Source organism: Streptomyces sp. NPDC005374 (assembly GCF_042872225.1).
Lineage (GTDB): Bacteria > Actinomycetota > Actinomycetes > Streptomycetales > Streptomycetaceae > Streptomyces.
In genome coordinates this window covers 148562-165011 of record NZ_JBIAKA010000015.1, presented here as the reverse complement: position 1 = coordinate 165011, position 16450 = coordinate 148562, and the positions used below count along the sequence as shown (strand labels likewise).

The following is a 16450-nucleotide window of genomic DNA, read 5'->3' as shown; positions in this document are numbered from 1 at the left end:
TTTGATGCCACAGAACCCGTCACCACCTGAGAAGGCTCACCACTTATGAACGCATCGCCCCTGCACAAGACCGCCGCCGACTGCGCGGAGGAACTCCCCGGAGCCGAGCTGGAGCACCCCTTCGGCCCCGACTGGGAGGTCTTCAAGGTGCGCGGCAAGGTGTTCATGCTGATGACCGACGTCCCGGGGCGGCCAGTCGTGATCCTCAAGGCGGACCCCGGCGAGGCCCACGCCCTGCGGGAGCAGTACAGCCACATCACCCCCGGCTACCACATGAACAAGAAGCACTGGATCACCCTGGAGAGCGGAGAAGGCGTCGACAAGGAGCTCATCGGGGAGCTCGTCACCGACTCCTACCGGCTCGTCGTCGCCACCCTTCCCAAGGCCGAGCGGCCCGTCGACCCGCACACCTACGGCACCGGCACGCGGAAGGCCAGGTGAGCGCGGCCGGTGACCGGCTCCAGGACACCGCCCGACAGACGGCCCTGGCTCTCCCCGACGTCAGCCACGGCTACCCCTTCACCCCGGGCCTCGACGTGTACAAGGTCGCGGGCAAGGTGTTCCTGATCGTCACCGACGACCCGCGCGAACAGATCATCACGGTCAAGTGCGAACCCGAACACGCGCGGGCACTGGAGCGCGGCCACGCCTCGATCACCCCGGGCCGCTACCTCGACAAACGCCACTGGATCTCAATGGGGCCCGGACCCGGCATCACCGAGGGGCTGGTCACCGACGCGGTCGAGGACTCCTACGACCTGGCCATCGAGCGGCTGCCGCGACGCGACCGCCCCCGTGCCCGGTGAGTGTCGCCGACCTCCCCGCGGGAGCACACCCCTCGCTCGTCAGCGTCCCGTACAAGGGCCGGCCTCGGCGGCGACATGGCCTTCGAGCCCGTGCAGCCACCTCTCCGGTCCGGCCGAAGCGCTCCAGGACGCCGATGGTAAGTGGACCAACTTGCCTTATGGATGGGTGCGGGGCTACCTTCAGGTGGTGAGTCCTTCGACTTACCTTACCTCTCGGCAAGGAACAACCAACATGACTCGTCTTACGGGCAAGCGCGCCCTCATCACTGGCGGCACGAGCGGGATCGGTCTGGAGACCGCGCAGCGTTTCATCGCGGAGGGGGCCGACGTGCTGGTCAGCGGCGTCACCCCCGCCAGCATCGACAGGGCGCGGCAGATCCTCGGGGACAAGGTGCCGGTGGTGCAGGCCGACGCACGCGATCTCGACGCCCAGCGCGGCCTGGCCAAGCAGGTGCGTGAGCACTTCGGGGAACTGGACGTGGTGTTCCTGAACGCGGGCGTCTCGGACTGGCGGCCGTTCGAGGACCACACGGAGGACAGTTTCGACCGGCTCTTCGACATCAACGTCAAGAGCGTCTTCTTCCTCACCCAGGCTCTGGTACCCGTGCTGGCCAACCCGTCCTCGGTCATCCTCAACGCGTCCAACAGCGCGCACGGCGGCTACGGGCACTCGAACGCCTACGCCGCGACGAAGGCGGCCGTCTCCTCCCTGATGCGGTCGTGGAACGCGGACCTGCTCAGGTCGCACGGCATCCGGTTCAACGCGGTCAGCCCCGGCCCGGTGGACACCCCGCTGTACGCCAAGCTCGGGATCGAGGACCCCGCCGTGCAGGCATCCGTCCTGGAAGGCATCAGCGCCGGCATCCCGCTGGGCCGCATGGGTCTGCCCGAGGAGGTCGCGGAAGCCGTCGTGTACCTGGCCTCCGATGCCTCCGCCTTCGCCGTGGGCCAGGACCTTATCCTGGACGGAGGCCAGACCGTCCTCTGACAGTGAGGACGCGGCCGGGAGACGGGCGAGGGGCGTGGGTATGTCGGTGGCGGACCGAGCGGAAGCCGGTGGAGATACGTGCCAGGCCGGGTATGACGCGCAGACCAAAGCCGGGTATCACGCGCAGATCAAGGCGGAGAACCGCGCGCGCATCATCCGCGCCGCCCGCGACCTCTTCCTCGCCCGGGGATACGACAAGACCTCCCTGGCCCAGATCGCCAAGGAGGCCCGCGTCTCCACCGGCACCCTTTTCAAGCGGTACCCCTCCAAGGCCGCGCTCTTCGCGGCCGTCACCTCCGAACAGTGGCAACTGGCTGTGGAGTACGCCGAACCGCCCCCGCCCGGTGATCCCCGGTACGGTCTGGACCACATCGGCCGCGACTACGCCTGCCTGGTCGCGCGGCCCGGCACGGCGGCGCTGTGCCGTCTCATCATCACCGAACTTCCCCAGATGCCGGAACTCGCCGACATCGTCGGCACCGGCTTCGCCATCGACCGCGGACCCTTCTTCGACCGGCTCCGCGACTACCTGGAAGCCGAAGCACGGACCGGCACACTCGACTTCCGTTCGGAGGACGGACAGCCACAGTCGGCAGCCGAAGTCGCCGAACAGTTCCTCGGCATGATCTGCAGCCAGTTCCTGTGGCCCCAACTCGTACGGACCGACTTCGTCCCGCCCAACCCCACCGACGCCGCGATCGTGGACGAAGCCGTCGCCCTCATGCTCGCCCGCTATCGCACCGGATCCTGAACCCCGGGCCACGAGTTCACGCCACGGTGGCCTTGACGTCGTAGCGGCTCCTGAACCGCACCGAGGTCCGCTTGACGTTCTCGTCCAGAGTGAGGGTGTAGCCGCCCTGGGTCGTGTCGGCCGGACCTTCGGTTTGGTGACCATGCAAGCCTCCCCGCATCGGACCGTCAGCCCTGGAGTCGTTCAGCCGCGTCGGACGGCGAAGACACGCGTCGCCACAGCCAGCACCAGCGCGGCCGCGATGAGGTACAGGCCAAGTCGGTCCTCGGGCACTGCCGGTGACCACACCCGCCAGACCGACGGGGTGTAGCTGTCGGCCGCCAAGTAGTCCGAGTAGACCCTGGGGGGTGCACTGGTCCGGCCGCGCACCCACAGCAGGGCGCCTATGGCGGCGCAGGTCGCGGATATCGCATACAGGACCGTGCCGCGGCGCCGGGCCGATCTGGTCACGTGCTCTCCCTCGTCGTCATTGCTGTCGTCGTGTGTGGATTCACCCTGCGCTGCCGGTCACGTCCGTGCTGGGGGAACTATTGCGAGTGTCCGTGCGCGCCGCTGCCTGTCCCTCTGACCGAGATGACGCGCGCAGTCGGTGCCGGGTGGGTGCGGCCCCGGCGGGTTCCGTGCCACCCGACCACGCCACAGCGGACATCCGGGTTCGATCGCGAGCCGAGCGTCCAGGAGCTTGTCACTGCCTGGGCCCGCTCATCCTGTGCGAACACCCGCGGCGCCTCGTGCCGGAACCAGCGGCGATGCGACGTAGTCATCTGGCGGACCTGGGAGTATGCGCGCCTTGCCGACGACTGCCTGCCCTCGCTCGCGCGCTCGCTGGGATCAGTTCTCGGTCAGCAGGTGTCGTACGACGTATCCGGCGGAGTTGACGCCGGAGCTGCCCCCTTCGACGAGGGCCGCGACGGCGATGTGGGAGTTGTACGCGGTCAGCCAACCGTTGGTGTGATCCCCCTCCTCCGCGGTGCCGGTCTTGGCGCCCACGTCGGCCAGGCCACCGAGGCGCGGGGCCGCGGTGCCGCTGGTGGCCACGCTGCGCATCATCGACTGCAGGTAGCCGGCCGTACGGCTGGAGATCTGCTGGGGCGCGGTGTCCTGGTGCTGTCCGGGCAGGATGATCGGCTGCTTGAACCCGGTGTTGCGTACCGTCGCCGCCACGGATGCCATGAACAGCGGTGTGGCCGTGACCTTGCCCTGGCCGATGAACTGGGCCGCCTGGTCGCCGTCCTGGACGTCGGCCGGGATGCTCGGGTCGGTGGTGGCGACCCCGCCGCCGATGGACCAGCTGCCCATACCGAAGACGCCCACGGCCTCGTCGTGCAGGGCGGAGGCGTCGCCGTTGTTGACGAGGTAGTGGAATCCGTCCTTGATGAAGGAGGTGTTGCACGACACGGTGAACGCCTGCGCGAGGCTGGAGGCGGAGTTGGCCGTCACGCCCGGGTCGTTGTGGAAGGTCTGGCTGTTGGCCGTGATCGAGTCCGTGCACGGGGCCGGACTGCTCGGCGTGAGGCCGGCCTTGTCGAACAGGGCCGCCGAGGTGATGATCTTCATGGTGGAGCCCGGTGACTTGATGCCGTTGATGGCGATGTCGCCGTCCGCGCCCGTGTGGGCGATCGCAAGGATGCGGCCACTGCGCCAGTCGAGCGCGACTGTCCCGGCCGGCTTGCCCTGCAGGGGAGAGTCCTTCACCGCGCTTTCGGCCACGGCCTGGAGGCGGGCGTCGATTGTCGTCTTGATCTTCGGGGCCTTGCCCTTGGTGAAGACCTTCAACGTCTTGACCCCGGCGCCACCGGAGTCCACCACGGCCACGCCGGTGCCGGTGGTGCCACCACTGGGATGGGTGTTCTGGCGAATCGTCGCCGCGATGTCCCGCAGCGAGGGGAACGTGGTCAGGTCCGTCTTCCCGTCACTTGCGACGACCTCGGCCGTGCTCGCGTTCGCGGGGAGCTTGCCCGCTGTCAGTGACTGGTCATCGCCGAGGCCCGGGTAGAGCACCGAGTTGTTCCAGTGCACCGCCAACTGGCCGTTCGTGCTCTGCAGCACCGCCACCGCGCTCGGATAGGTCCAGGTGCCGCCTGCCACCTTGGCCGTGACGTCGAAGGTGACCTTGGTGGCGCCGGACGTGACCGTCGACGGCCCGGCCGACACGACATGTCCGAACGTCAGCTTCGTCGCACGCAGACCGTCGGTGTACCCGTGCAACGCCGTGGCGGCCGTGGTCGGTGTATCGGTGTCGCTCGCCGCCGTGTCGAGGCGCTGCCGCGACCAGCTGTCCAGGAATGCCCGGGTCAGCTTGACGGCCTTGGCGTCCGACGGTGGTGAGGTCGACACCGTCGCCGGGTCGAAGCTGCGCGCCGCCTTGGTCCGAACGTCACCAGTCGCCCTCGATGTGAGGCCGTGGACGATGTTGTAGGCGCCGTATCCCCCGAGGGCGAGCAAAGCCGTACACGTACCGGCTATGCCGACCTTCGCCGCTCTATTCATGAAGCGGATCGTATATTTGTGCCCACTGCAGGTATGTCAGGTTCTGGTAAAGGGTTGCCAGGCCAACAGGTCTCCTCACATGGCGGTGCCGGGTGAGGCCATCCGGGTCGTGATGAATGGGAGCGGGGCTCTGAGGCTCCGGGGCGCGGGGGGACAGCGGGCAGCCTCGGTTGCGCGGGATTTCACCGCTCCAGCAGGCGGTGGCGCAGCGCTTGCCGGAACGGGTGTCGACGATCTCGTATGTCGCCTCTGCCGGAGATCTTGTGATGCGGCGCCTGCCCCGGTGCACCTGCTTCTGCGCAGTCGGGGCATCGCGCGTTCGGTGGATCAGTAGCGGTGGCCGGGCCAGTGCGGGTCCTCCCAACGGTCAGGACCGGTGACCCCGAGCAGCCGTATCCGGTGAAGCAGTTCTTCGGAGACCCCGATGGCGCGTAGCCGGGTTGGAGCATGCTGGACCAGCCAGACAGTCAGCTCGGCGCGCATTTCTTCCCCGTTCTCCCAAGCGTGCCAGGGCAGTTGGTCACCGAGCAGGTCGTACTCCCACTGCGTCGCCGCTTCGGCCAGATGATGGTCGGCCGCGGGTCCGGTCAGTGTTTCCCAGGTGCGGAGCCAGGGGGTCAGCGTGCCCGATGCCTCGGCGCTCAGTATGAGGACCTCGTACGCGGGTACGGCGGGATCCTGATCGGTGAGCGTGTGCGCCCACCAGGCGTGCAGGAATTCCTCGACTGCCGCGGTCTGCTCAGCCGGCCACTGCTGCCAGTGGCCGAGTGCGAACGAGCGTCCAACCTTTTCTATGCCGAGGCCGGGCTCAATGAGTCCGCTGATGAGGGCTGTGGCGAACTGGGGCAGAATCCTGCGGAGGACGGACGCGTGATCGCTCCAGTCGATGGCCCCCCATGTGCGCTCCAGGAGGTCGGGGTCCAGCTCCGTGTCCGCCACTTTGAGTTGGGCAAGATCTTCCGCGCTGCCCCAGTGACAGTCGCAGTTGTACTCGTCGGGGTGAGCGGTCATCCCCCGGAAGGTGACTGCCAGGCCATCCACCGCGGCGTCGAGGCGGAGTCGGGCACGGGATCGGTCGGGGTTCAGCATGAACGTTCGCCTTCAAGGACTCCGGGAGTCAACACCGCCCGAAGATCGCTACGTTACCGGGGCGGGCCCCGGCCCGCCATCAAATTGACAGCATCCCGCTTACCGCAGCCGCTCGTTCACCCGAGGATGGAGCCACGGGTTGTGACGGATGCGTCTGCTGTGGAGATCGAGGTTGGCCCGGTCGCAGCCCATGCGCTCGACGAGCTTGGTTCTGGTCACGTGTCCCTCGACCTGGCCGGAACTCCAGCGCATGGACAGGCCGGCTGCGACCGCGCCCAGGTCCCTCTTCATGCCGTGTACCAGGGGATGTTGACCAGGGAGTGCAGAGCGGGCAGGCCGTCCGCGAGGACGCGGTCCCTCCATGCGGGCGGTTTCTCGCCTCGCAGATCGCGCATCATGTCGGCGAATTCGCGAACGCGGCTGGCGGTGGCGTCGAGGTGTGCGCTGGCGGACCGGATCTCTTCGAGTTCGGCCGCGTCGGCCCCGGCGGGGTGTCCGGGGCACGCCTCTTGACGGGGCGGAAGCAGTGGCGGACGCACTGGATGTCTCCGGTGACGTCACGTACGCGCAGTTCGCGGTGCAGCTGCGGGGCGTCGTGGCAGCCCTTGCGCCAGGGTTTGTGTTCGTCCAGGAAGCGATGCCCGGTTGGCGGCCTTGGTCAGCAGTTCGTCGGGTCTTTGAGCGCGGGCGAAGCGCCGGACGGTCGAGTGATCCAGCCGCAGCTGACGGCCGATTGCGGCCAGGGATTTCCCCCTCGGACAGCAACCAGCAACTGCTGCACCGCCGTGTGCCGCCAGGTGGTGCGGGCTCCACCAGTCGCTGCGGGTGCGAGGACGTCCTGGCGGTGGCTCCGCCGTCCCGCTGAGTGCCGTGGCGGACTCCGGGGCGGATGGGGGCGTCGTGAACGCCTCGCGGATGCACGGGTGATGGGCGCCGTCGTCTTCGACAGAGTTTCGGTGAGGCTGTGCAACAGATGCCAGGCGTCTGCCGCTTGCCGGGCCTGCGGAGTCCCGCTCCGGGCACCTCCGGCGTAGGCGTAGGTTCCGGCCCGATCCCGGCAGATCACCTCGATTTCGGTGTGATCGCGCAACCAGTCGGCCCGTGGCTCGGCATCCCGGCCCGGCAGCACATTGACCGGTTGCCGGTCTGCCAGATCCACCCGGATCGTGGCGTACGAGTCGCCCTTGCGTAACGCGAAGTCGTCGACCCCGAGGACCCGCAAGGCGAACTGTGATAACTCCGGCAATGCGCGGAGGAGTTCAAGGGGCTTGTCCTCGGCGACGCGGATGCTCGGCGCTGCCGCACGCCGCGGACCAGGCCGGCCCGCAATGGCAGCGGCGATCGAGGTGAGCAGCGTGCGCAGCAGCGGTGTGTACCAGGCATGCGGGCCGGTCAGCCCTTCGATCTGCTCGCGAACGTCCCGCCGGACGCTGCGGATTCGGGCACTTGAACCGGCGCACCATGAGCTCGACTCCCGCCAGGGCTCCGGCCGAGGGACACGTCAGCAAGCCGACGCGCGTAGCGGCCGTGCACACGCCACGACACCACGACTCGACCACAACACCGGACAGATGCGACATGGCCGCTGACAATGGCAGGCGTGCGGGAGGGCGCGTGCTGCCGCATCACGCACTGTGTCCGTCGCCGTCGTTCCGGCGAACCGGACTGCTCACCGGCCCGCCAAACCCTTTTGTGACCGGTGTGGCGAGAGCGTTGACCGGGACCTGAGAAGCGGCCTATCTTCTGCCCGAGTCTCCGAACGTTGTTCGAAATACCGAAGAGGGGCTGGTGGCGGGCACATGTCCTTCCGCAGGCTCACTCCCCGGTTCGTTTTAGAGGGAGCCATTCTTGAGATCTGCGCTCACCCGTCGAACGGCCCTCGGCCTGATCGCCGGCTCGGCCGCCGCTACTTTCACCGGCGTCTCGGCCGGTACCGCCCGCGCCGCCGTGCCCGCGTCACCCGGTGTGACGTACACGAACCCCGTCGCCGAGCAGCGGGCCGACCCGCACATCTTCAAGCACACCGACGGCTTCTACTACTTCACCGCCACCGTGCCCGCGTACGACCGCATCGTGCTGCGCCGTGCCACCACGATCCAGGGCCGCCTGTCCGCCGCCGCTGAGACGACCATATGGACCAAGCACGCCGGCGGTGTGATGGGAGCTCACATCTGGGCTCCTGAAATCCACTTCATCGACGGCAAGTGGTACGTCTACTTCGCCGCGGGCGACGCCGACAACATCTGGAAGATCAGGCCGTACGTCCTGGAGTGCGCCGCCGCGAACCCGATCACAGGCGCATGGACGGAGAAGGGGCGTATCGCGCTGCCGTTGGACACCTTCTCCCTCGACGCGACGACCTTCGTCGTGAACAGCACCCGCTACCTCGCCTGGGCGCAGAACGACCCGGCCGTGGGCTCCGGCACCAACATCTATCTGGCGCAGATGTCCAACCCGTGGACCATCACCGGCGCCCCGGTCATGATCAGTCGGCCGACCGCCTCGTGGGAGACGGCCGGAGGCCAGACGGTCAACGAGGGTCCCGCCGTGCTCCAGCGCAACGGCAAGGTTTTCCTGACCTTCTCGGCCAGCGCCACCGACGCCAACTACTGCATGGGGATGCTGACCGCGTCGGCGACGGCAGACCTGCTCAGCGTCTCCTCCTGGGCCAAGTCCACCGGCCCGGTCTTCGCCAGCAACACCGACACCAGCCAATACGGCCCCGGCCACAACCAGTTCACGGTCTCGGAGGACGGCAAGTCCGACATCCTCGTCTACCACGACCGCAACTACAAGGACATCAGCGGCGACCCTCTCAACGACCCCAACCGCCGTACCCGCGTTCAGAAGATCTACTGGAAGGCCGACGGCACGCCCGACTTCGGCATTCCGGTCGCCGACGGCGTCACCCCGGTCCGGCTCTCCTCCTACAACTTCCCCGACCGGTTCATCCGGCACTGGGAGTTCCGCGCCAAGATCGAGCCTAACGTCTCCCCGCTGGCCGACTCGCAGTTCCGGGTCGTCACCGGTCTTGCCGGCAGCGGCACCGTCTCCCTGGAATCGGCCAACTTCCCCGGGTACTTCCTCCGCCACAAGAACTACGAGGTGTGGGTGGAGAAGAACGACGGGACGGCGCAGTTCAGCGGTGACGCCTCTTTCACGGCCCGGGCCGGTCTCGCGGACTCCGCCGGGATCTCGTACGAGTCGTACAACGTTCCGGGCCGCTACATCCGCCACTACGACTACCTGCTGTACGTCCAGGTTCCCGGCACGGCGACCGACCGGGCCGACGCCACCTTCTACACGCAGTGAGCCGCACCCGCGTCCCGCCTCTCCCGTAGGCGACACGTCGCAAGGGGCCGTTGCCTCCGAGGGCCCCTTGCGACGTAGCGGGTGCGGAGTGCGGACGTCATCAGGAGTCACGGTCCCACGCGGCATGGCGTCAGCCGCTCCAGCGGCCGAAGTGAAGTTCACCGCGAGCACTGCCGTCTCGTGAGCCTCTGGGTCCGGGCTCGAAGGTCTGAACCCCTCGGCGAGCGGTGGTCTCAGCGCGGAGGTAGCGGTCCCTGGCCATCCGCTCGGTGGGTGGCGGGTGCCAGCGAGCAGGCTTGAGTGAGTGTCAGGTCCATCATGCCTGTTCAGCGACGTTTTCGGTAGGACGTAGCGCACGCCTGTTCGGCCTTGTTGCGGGCAGTGCTGTGCCCGCAGAATCGTCGTCATCCACTCTCCGGCCAACATGCCGGCATCCGTCATCGGCTGCCGGTGCGTTCGCCGTGCTGTCTCGCCTGGGACCAGCGCTGGTCGGGAGTGATGGGACGAAGGGGATCGATGGATCAGGACATGGTCGTGCTGGCGAGAGTCAGGCTGCTCAGTGCCAACCAGCGGGTGGTGCGAGGTACCGAGGGGCTGTGGATCTACCGGCTTCTGACACAGGTCGATTCGGAGGCATACGGGTCGAAACTGGCGTACGTCCTGGTGGAGGAGACGCGCTCCTCCCTGCTGCGGGAGATGCCTGAACGACGGCTGGTACTGCTGGACGAGGCCGTGGAGGTGGCGAAGGCCCTCAGTCCGGAGAACCCCTACAAGGCGAAGGTGCTGGCGAGGGCACTGGCTGCCAGGCAGCGGGAACTCGAGGCCCGACCGGTGGAGCCGCACGTATCCGGTCAGGACCATCGGGCGGTCGTTCCGGACGAGCGGCGAGAGCTCGAGTGATCCCGTAACCCGATGACGTCGGCTTCCCGGTCGATGAAGGTGAGGAAGGCCGAGTCCAGATGTCCGGCTGCTGCGGCGGCGTGTCCTCAAACGTAGGGGTATGAACGTGGGGCCCGGCTCTCGGCCGGGGCCCCACGTGTTCTGACTGTCGCTCCATGGCTTGGCTGACCGCCACAGTTGACGGATTCCGAGCACTCTCGGCGTCGCATATGGCCTTCACCAGGAACCTCCGAACAAGTCGGTGAGAGCCTGGGCTCGGTAACCGGACTCGCGCACCGCCGGCTCCGGGCCGGTCGCTCCTGGCGTACATGGTGTGCGCGTACGTCGTATGCGTCTACGGCTTCCCTCTGGCCGGCGCGGCCTGACCCCGTTGTCCGGGGCCCACGTCCGGTCCCACTGCGATGTGAACCTCGACATGGACAGCCGCCTCGACCTCACCGCGGCGACACCGTTGCGGGGCCATGGACCGCGGACACCGCGCCCGCCCGATCCGCCATGGAGAATGCATGAACCCGCTCCGCTGCATGCCCGGGGTCGGGCGGGGCTGCACCGGCCTCGCGCCCGGCGCCGTACCGACAAGCGGTTGCGCTCGACCCGAGTACCGCGGACTCGACCTTGGCGCCGGCGCTCCCGTGGGTCAGCCGGCGAGTTGCTCGGCGAGCTGCGCCTCGAAGGCCGGGTACAGCAGGGCCTGGTCGTCGTGCAGCGTGGACTTCACGTTGCGGCTCATCTCGTCGACGATGGCTTCGGGCCGGCCTGCCTCCAGCGCGTCCAGGGCGCTGCGGGCCACGTCGGCCGGCGGGGTCTTGGGGACGTCGAAGCCGGCCTGCATGTCCGTGTCGACCGGCCCGACGTGGACGGCGACGACTTCGGTCCCCTGTGTCTTGAGCTGCTGCCTGGCGGCGTTGGTGTAGCTCCACGCGGCTGCCTTCGACGCGCCGTACGTGGCGGCTACGGGGTACGCCGCCCACGAGGCGACCGAGAGCATGTTGACGAAGGCACCGCCGCCGTTGGCCGCCACGACCGGGGCGAACGCCTGCGTCATGGAGATGAGGCCGAAGTAGTTCACCTCGAGCTCGCTGCGGGCCACGTCGAGCGAGGCGGAGAGGGGCAGGTTGCTGTTGGCGACACCGGCGTTGTTCACGACGATCGAGACATCGGCGAACCGGGCAGCGGCCGCGGCGACAGCCGCCGGGTCCGTGACGTCCAGCGCGACGGGCGTGAGGCGCGGGTCCGTGATGGTGGCGACATCGCGGACAGCCGCGTACACCTTGGTTGCACCGCGGTCGAACAACTCGTCAGCGAATGCCTTGCCGATGCCACGGTTGGCACCGGTCACCAGAGCGACCGAACCTTCGATCTTCATGTCTGTCTCTTCTCATCAGGTGGTTCTTCGGGAGTGGAGGCGCACCCAGGTGATGGGGCATGGGCCCCGGGAGTGCTGGTCAGGCCGGCCTCGGCGAGTGCGACTGCTGCCCGGGCGCATTGACTTCCGCGCCGCCGAAGGTCGATGGCCGCGAAACCGTCGGCCGAGGACGCGCCGTTCGCCTTTCGCGCGCGGCTGCTTATTCGTCGAGGAACTGAAGGGCGTGCTTCAGGAACCGCTCGGGGTACTGGAACTGCGCTGCATGCCCGGCGTCGGGGTAGATCAGCAGTTGGGCGTTGGGGATGTTCTGGGCGAGGTGCCAGGAGTTGATCGAGGCGATCATCACGTCGTTCTCGCCGTTGAGGACCAGCGTCGGCTGGGTGATCGCGTTCAGGTAGGCGTAAGGGTTTTCACCGGGCAGCGGTTCCGCATAGGCCATGGACGCTTCGAACTGCGCCTGCCCGACTGCGGGTGAGCTCGGCGGGTCCTGGTCGGTCCGCTGGTGGCGCCGCTCCCAGAAGGCCCGGCCGGCTTCGACTGCGGCTTGCGAGCGGCCGAAGAACAGGAAGAGGAAGTCCTCCAGGCCGGGGACCGGGTTCAGGGCCACCTTGGGCACCTTGGGGTCCATCGTCGGGTCCCCGCCGCGCAGGCCGGTGCCGAGCAGGAGGAGCTTGCGCACCAGCTGGGGGTGGCGCAGCGTGACTTCCTGTGCCTGGTAGCCGCCGAGCGAGAAGCCGAGCAGATCGACCTGCTCCAGCCCCAGCGCCTGGATGACCGCGGCGATGTCGTCGGCCATGTCCTCGACCCGGTTGCGCGGGGTTCCGGATGAGGAGGCGATGCCGCGGCCGTTGAAGAGGATGACCTCGCGGCTTTCGGCCAGCCCGTCGGTGAGCTGGGGGTCCCAGTTGTCCATTCCCCCGCGGAAGTGCTGGACGAGGAAGATCGGGACGCCGGAGGGCTTGCCCCAGCGTCGGTAGGCGAATCGGTCGCCGTCGACCTCGACGTACTGGGTCGGTGCGGTCACATGCGTATCGCTCATGGGCTGCGGCCTCTCTGGCGGGGACGAGCAATACGATGATGGTCGTAATCTAAAAAGTCAAGCCTTTAGATGTCGATCGGCATCTATGTATGCTGGTGTCGGATGCCGACCGTGGAAGGGGAGGCTGGACATGCGAGTGACCAAGGCGCAGGCGGAGCGGAACCGTGCGCACGTCGTCGCGACGGCGGCCAGGCTGTTCCGTGAGCGCGGCTATGACGGTGTCGGCGTGGCGGACCTGATGGCGGCTGCCGGGTTCACCCATGGCGGGTTCTACAAGCACTTCCGCTCCAAGGCCGACCTGATGGCCGAAGCGTCCGCGAGCGGGCTCTCGCAGATCGCGGCACGGGCAGAAGGTCTGAGCCCCGCCGAATTCGTCGGGAGCTACGTCTCCCGGGAGCATCGCGACGGGCTCGGCGACGGCTGCACCATCGCGGCCCTGAGCGGTGATGCCGCACGTCAACCGGCAGACCTCAAGGGGGAGTTCGCGGCCGGGATCGAGCAGTTGCTGACCGTCCTTCAGACCCCGAGCGACACACCGAATGATGCGGACCAGGACCAGCGCGTGGACCGCACCACGCTGATCGACATGCTCGCCCATTCGGTCGGCGCGGTCATGTTGTCGCGGGCATGCCCGGACGGGTCTCCGCTGGCGAACGAAATCCTCGACATCTGCCGCAAGGAGATCCTCGCCTCGCTGGCGCACGGCAGCAGCGATCAGTCGGCGGCACGGAGCCCAGAAGCCTGACCACAGCCGACCGACGTCAGCCCAACCCCCTTTGACGGTCAGTTACTGACGCAGGGGGGATTTCGCGGTGTGGTCTCATGTGGGGATGTCTGAGACCCAATCCTCTGCAGCACCGGCTGTAGTGCGGCTCTGTCAGTACACGAAGACGAAGCAGGACGAGATCCTCGGCGACGGTGATGATCCCTTCGGTGTTGCCGCGACCGGTTTGACCTGGCTGCCCAAGGAGGAGCACTTCGGGATCCGGCACGACGACCGGCTCGTGGCACACGCAGGCCTGGTGCGACTGTCAGTTGAGATCGGTGATGGCGTGACCGACGTGGTGGGCGTCGGGGGAGTGGCTGTCGCACCCCACATGCAAGGCCGGGGACTGGCTCGACTCGTCGTCGCGGCGGCACTTGACCACGCGCGCACGATGGGTCCTCAGCACGCGCTCCTGTTCTGCCGATCTCCCCTCGTGCCGCTCTACCAGCGTCTTGGATGGCATCCGCTCGACAAGGACGTACTCGTCGAGCAGCCCGAAAACCGCTTGGTGACCATGCCCCTGCGGACCATGGTGGCACCCTTGCGCGATAACGCGTACTGGCCTTCACAGCCAGTGCGTCTGTTCTCCCTTCCGATGTGACGGTCCTCTGCTGCAGCGGTGACTGACGAAAGTCGATTGCGAGAGCCCACGAGTATCGATCCCCGTCATGACTCCTGTCCCCGCAGCCCGGCAGCAGGTCGGCGCGTCGGGCCGATGAGTTTGCCGGGTGTGTGAAGTCTTCCCTGTGACATCCCCGCCTGTCGGCGGATGGGGGAAACGCCGGATCCCGGCGTCATGGAGGAGAGGTGGAGGCCAGGATGAACAATCCGATTCGGCTGTACATGTCGATGTCGCTCGACGGCTATATCGCCGGGCCGGACGATCGGCCGGGGCAGGAGCTCGGACGCGGCGGTGGACGGCTCTTCAACTGGCTCGACGACCGGGAGTCCGACGGTCCGAGCGGTCAGGTCTACCGCGAGGCGACGGCGACAGGCGCGGTGATCTCCGGCCGTCGGACCTTCGAACTCGCCGGACGCTGGCAGGGCGACCACCACGACGGCGTACCGGTCTTCGTCCTCACCCACCAGGTGGATGACGGGGACGTGCCACCTGGCCACGCGCGTTTCGTCACCGATGTCGAGGACTGCGCCCGTGAGGCTCGCGCGGCCGCAGGGGACCGGCCGGTCATGGTCCATGGGGCAGGGGCGGCCCAAGCACTCCTGCGAACTGGGCAACTGGACGAGATGGAGATCCATTTGGTTCCGGTCCTCCTCGGGGTCGGCCGACGGCTGTTCGACCACCTGGGCAGTGAGCACATCGAACTCGATCTCGTCCGACGGCTCGAGGACCGGGACGTCACGCACCTGCGTTACCGGGTGCTTCGCCCCGGGGAGGCGGTGTGAGGACGCTCTTCGTCTCCTACCGCGTCACCGACCTGGACCGCTCGCTCGGTTTCTACACCGCCTTGGGCTACGCCGAACTGGGCAGGGTCGAGGCGGGCGACGGGGCTCGCCTCGTGATCCTCAAGTTCCCCGACGAAGCGGCGGCCTCGCTCGAACTGGTCCACCGCCCCGGCGACAAACCGGTCGACGTGGGCAGCGGTTTCGACCACCTCGCGATCCAGGTGGAAACGCTCACCACCACCTTGCAGACGCTGACCGAAGCCGGCCTGGGGCCCGAACCCCTCCAGTACCCGGGCGGCCCTCACGGCCCGAAGACGTCGTGGCTCACGGACCCGGACGGTTACCGGATCGAGTTGGTGGAGTGGCCCTCCGGACATGCCGACGGCATCACCGCAGCGGACTTCGCCTGAGGCGGCCACGGCCCGCGGAGTCACGAAGCTTCCTCTCCTCGCGGGCGCGGCGCAGCGTGAGGTGACATCGCACCCCGTCCACAGGTCTTGACGAATACTCATGAAGCGACGGCCTTCCCCGTGTGTGCGCGTAGGTGAGTTCCCTGCGACGACCGTATCGCCGCAACGACAGAAAGAGCGGTCCTCACCGTGATCACGATGAGGACCGCTCCGTCACTGCTCGGGGGCGCCTGACGTCCGTGTTCGGCTACGGAGGGCCGGTACCTGTCTTCGATGAGCGGTGTGTCGCCGACATCAACTACCTTCTGCCGCGGGCTTGTCCGGCCCCAGCGTCAGGTGGCGGGTGAAGAACTGGGCCGCGGCGTCCCCTGCGTACTGCGGGACGCCGGTGTGTCCGCCCATGTTGGCGTGCAGCGTCTTGTCCTTGGAGCCGAAGGCGTCGAACAGGTCCAAAGCCGCCTGCCGGTCGTTGCTTTCGTCGTCCCACTGCAGCAGGACGTGCAGGGGGATGGTGACCTGTCGGGCCTCCTCGAAGATGGCGCGAGGGACGAAACTCCCGGCGAACAGAACAGCGGCCGAGATGCGCGGCTCGACCACTGCCAGCCGGGTCCCGATGGAGATCACTCCGCCCGAGTACCCGACCGGACCGCCGATCTCGGGCAGCGCGAGGAGGGCGTCCAGGGCGGTTTGCCATTCCGGCACCGCCTTGTCGACCAGCGGGAGGACGAGGGCGTCGATGATCTCTTCGCTGACCGGCTCTCCGGCCTCCAGCGCCCGGTGCAGATCGGCGCGGGCCTGTTCGGCGGCGGCCGGGCGAGGCCGGTCACCGCTTCCGAAGAGCTCGATGGTGGCCGTGGCGAAGCCCTCCGGCGCAGAGCGCCGTGCCCGGGCGGCCAGTCGGGGGTACATCCTGCGCAGTCCACCAGGGTGGCCGAGCAGGATGAGTGGCGCCGGTGCGGACGTGGACACGGATGCGGGCGTCCACAGCGTGCCGGGGATCCCGGCGAGGATGAAATCGCGTTCGAGGACGCCGTCGTCGAGGCGCCGCTCGGAAGTGAACTGCATGGTCGTGCCTTTCGGGAGTGCGTTGGAAAACGGCGCTCCCGGACGACCTGGCTAGCGTCCGACC

General features: G+C 67.8%; 20 protein-coding genes. 10 read left to right on the top strand and 10 right to left on the bottom strand.

The genetic code is table 11. The features are described from left to right. Positions 1-45 precede the first annotated feature (45 nt). From ACFYRX_RS33460 to ACFYRX_RS33445, 4 genes are all read left to right on the top strand, one after another. On the top strand, positions 46-441 hold the full coding sequence (locus ACFYRX_RS33460; protein WP_389107911.1) for an MmcQ/YjbR family DNA-binding protein: 396 nt from the start codon (positions 46-48) through the stop codon (positions 439-441). Then, positions 438-806, top strand: a complete 369-nt coding sequence (locus ACFYRX_RS33455) for an MmcQ/YjbR family DNA-binding protein (RefSeq protein WP_389107908.1) — start codon at positions 438-440, stop codon at positions 804-806. Before ACFYRX_RS33460 ends, ACFYRX_RS33455 begins: the two co-directional genes overlap by 4 nt. 232 nt (positions 807-1038) lie before the next feature. Then, positions 1039-1794: an SDR family oxidoreductase gene (locus tag ACFYRX_RS33450; RefSeq protein WP_389107906.1), complete on the top strand. Its 756-nt coding sequence runs from the start codon at positions 1039-1041 to the stop codon at positions 1792-1794. 40 nt (positions 1795-1834) lie between these two features. Continuing rightward, complete coding sequence (locus tag ACFYRX_RS33445; protein WP_389107904.1) at positions 1835-2545, top strand: TetR/AcrR family transcriptional regulator; 711 nt, start codon at positions 1835-1837, stop codon at positions 2543-2545. Positions 2546-2561: 16 nt separating this feature from the next. Here ACFYRX_RS33445 and ACFYRX_RS33440 read toward each other — a convergent pair whose 3' ends face one another. From ACFYRX_RS33440 to ACFYRX_RS33410, 7 genes are all read right to left on the bottom strand, one after another. After that, positions 2562-2693 carry a hypothetical protein gene (locus tag ACFYRX_RS33440; protein WP_389107901.1) on the bottom strand — a complete coding sequence of 44 codons (132 nt, stop codon included), beginning with the start codon at positions 2691-2693 and terminating at the stop codon, positions 2562-2564. A 35-nt stretch (positions 2694-2728) separates the two neighbouring features. Next, positions 2729-2995: a hypothetical protein gene (locus ACFYRX_RS33435; protein ID WP_389107898.1), complete on the bottom strand. Its 267-nt coding sequence runs from the start codon at positions 2993-2995 to the stop codon at positions 2729-2731. Positions 2996-3376: 381 nt separating this feature from the next. Continuing rightward, positions 3377-5035, bottom strand: a complete 1659-nt coding sequence (locus ACFYRX_RS33430) for a penicillin-binding transpeptidase domain-containing protein (RefSeq protein ID WP_389107896.1) — start codon at positions 5033-5035, stop codon at positions 3377-3379. A gap of 327 nt (positions 5036-5362) precedes the next feature. Further along, a complete protein-coding gene (locus ACFYRX_RS33425) occupies positions 5363-6046 on the bottom strand; it encodes a hypothetical protein (protein WP_389107893.1) in 684 nt (227 codons plus the stop codon). A gap of 177 nt (positions 6047-6223) precedes the next feature. Continuing rightward, positions 6224-6415 (bottom strand): hypothetical protein, encoded by a 192-nt coding sequence (locus tag ACFYRX_RS33420; RefSeq protein WP_389107890.1) that lies wholly within the window; start codon positions 6413-6415, stop codon positions 6224-6226. Next, positions 6412-6663 carry a hypothetical protein gene (locus ACFYRX_RS33415; protein ID WP_389107888.1) on the bottom strand — a complete coding sequence of 84 codons (252 nt, stop codon included), beginning with the start codon at positions 6661-6663 and terminating at the stop codon, positions 6412-6414. Before ACFYRX_RS33415 ends, ACFYRX_RS33420 begins: the two co-directional genes overlap by 4 nt. A 119-nt stretch (positions 6664-6782) precedes the next feature. Next, positions 6783-7346 (bottom strand): transposase, encoded by a 564-nt coding sequence (locus ACFYRX_RS33410; RefSeq protein ID WP_389107885.1) that lies wholly within the window; start codon positions 7344-7346, stop codon positions 6783-6785. A gap of 662 nt (positions 7347-8008) precedes the next feature. Here ACFYRX_RS33410 and ACFYRX_RS33405 point away from each other — a divergent pair. Together ACFYRX_RS33405 and ACFYRX_RS33400 are read left to right on the top strand one after the other, a co-directional pair. Then, complete coding sequence (locus ACFYRX_RS33405; RefSeq protein WP_389108131.1) at positions 8009-9436, top strand: family 43 glycosylhydrolase; 1428 nt, start codon at positions 8009-8011, stop codon at positions 9434-9436. A 516-nt stretch (positions 9437-9952) separates the two neighbouring features. Then, positions 9953-10336, top strand: a complete 384-nt coding sequence (locus ACFYRX_RS33400) for a hypothetical protein (protein ID WP_389107882.1) — start codon at positions 9953-9955, stop codon at positions 10334-10336. Positions 10337-10973: 637 nt separating this feature from the next. On the opposite strand, the gene ACFYRX_RS33395 is transcribed toward ACFYRX_RS33400, so the two are convergent. Together ACFYRX_RS33395 and ACFYRX_RS33390 are read right to left on the bottom strand one after the other, a co-directional pair. After that, the gene (locus ACFYRX_RS33395; protein WP_389107879.1) at positions 10974-11702 is read right to left on the bottom strand and encodes an SDR family oxidoreductase; all 729 of its coding nucleotides are present in this window, start codon (positions 11700-11702) and stop codon (positions 10974-10976) included. A 199-nt stretch (positions 11703-11901) separates the two neighbouring features. After that, a complete protein-coding gene (locus ACFYRX_RS33390) occupies positions 11902-12741 on the bottom strand; it encodes an alpha/beta fold hydrolase (RefSeq protein ID WP_389107876.1) in 840 nt (279 codons plus the stop codon). 130 nt (positions 12742-12871) lie between these two features. Between ACFYRX_RS33390 and ACFYRX_RS33385 the strand changes: the two genes are divergently transcribed. The 4 genes from ACFYRX_RS33385 to ACFYRX_RS33370 all read left to right on the top strand — a co-directional run bounded on the left by ACFYRX_RS33385 (position 12872) and on the right by ACFYRX_RS33370 (position 15321). Beyond that, complete coding sequence (locus ACFYRX_RS33385; RefSeq protein ID WP_389107873.1) at positions 12872-13486, top strand: TetR family transcriptional regulator; 615 nt, start codon at positions 12872-12874, stop codon at positions 13484-13486. An 85-nt stretch (positions 13487-13571) separates the two neighbouring features. Next, positions 13572-14108, top strand: coding sequence for a GNAT family N-acetyltransferase (locus ACFYRX_RS33380; RefSeq protein WP_389107870.1), 537 nt, complete (start codon positions 13572-13574; stop codon positions 14106-14108). 218 nt (positions 14109-14326) lie between these two features. Next, on the top strand, positions 14327-14911 hold the full coding sequence (locus tag ACFYRX_RS33375; RefSeq protein ID WP_389107867.1) for a dihydrofolate reductase family protein: 585 nt from the start codon (positions 14327-14329) through the stop codon (positions 14909-14911). Beyond that, a complete protein-coding gene (locus tag ACFYRX_RS33370) occupies positions 14908-15321 on the top strand; it encodes a VOC family protein (RefSeq protein WP_389107865.1) in 414 nt (137 codons plus the stop codon). The genes ACFYRX_RS33375 and ACFYRX_RS33370 overlap by 4 nt, the downstream gene beginning before the upstream one ends. A gap of 294 nt (positions 15322-15615) precedes the next feature. Here ACFYRX_RS33370 and ACFYRX_RS33365 read toward each other — a convergent pair whose 3' ends face one another. Beyond that, entirely contained in the window at positions 15616-16386 is a 771-nt protein-coding gene (locus ACFYRX_RS33365; RefSeq protein ID WP_389107863.1) for an alpha/beta hydrolase, read from the bottom strand. Between the last annotated feature and the right edge of the window lie 64 nt (positions 16387-16450).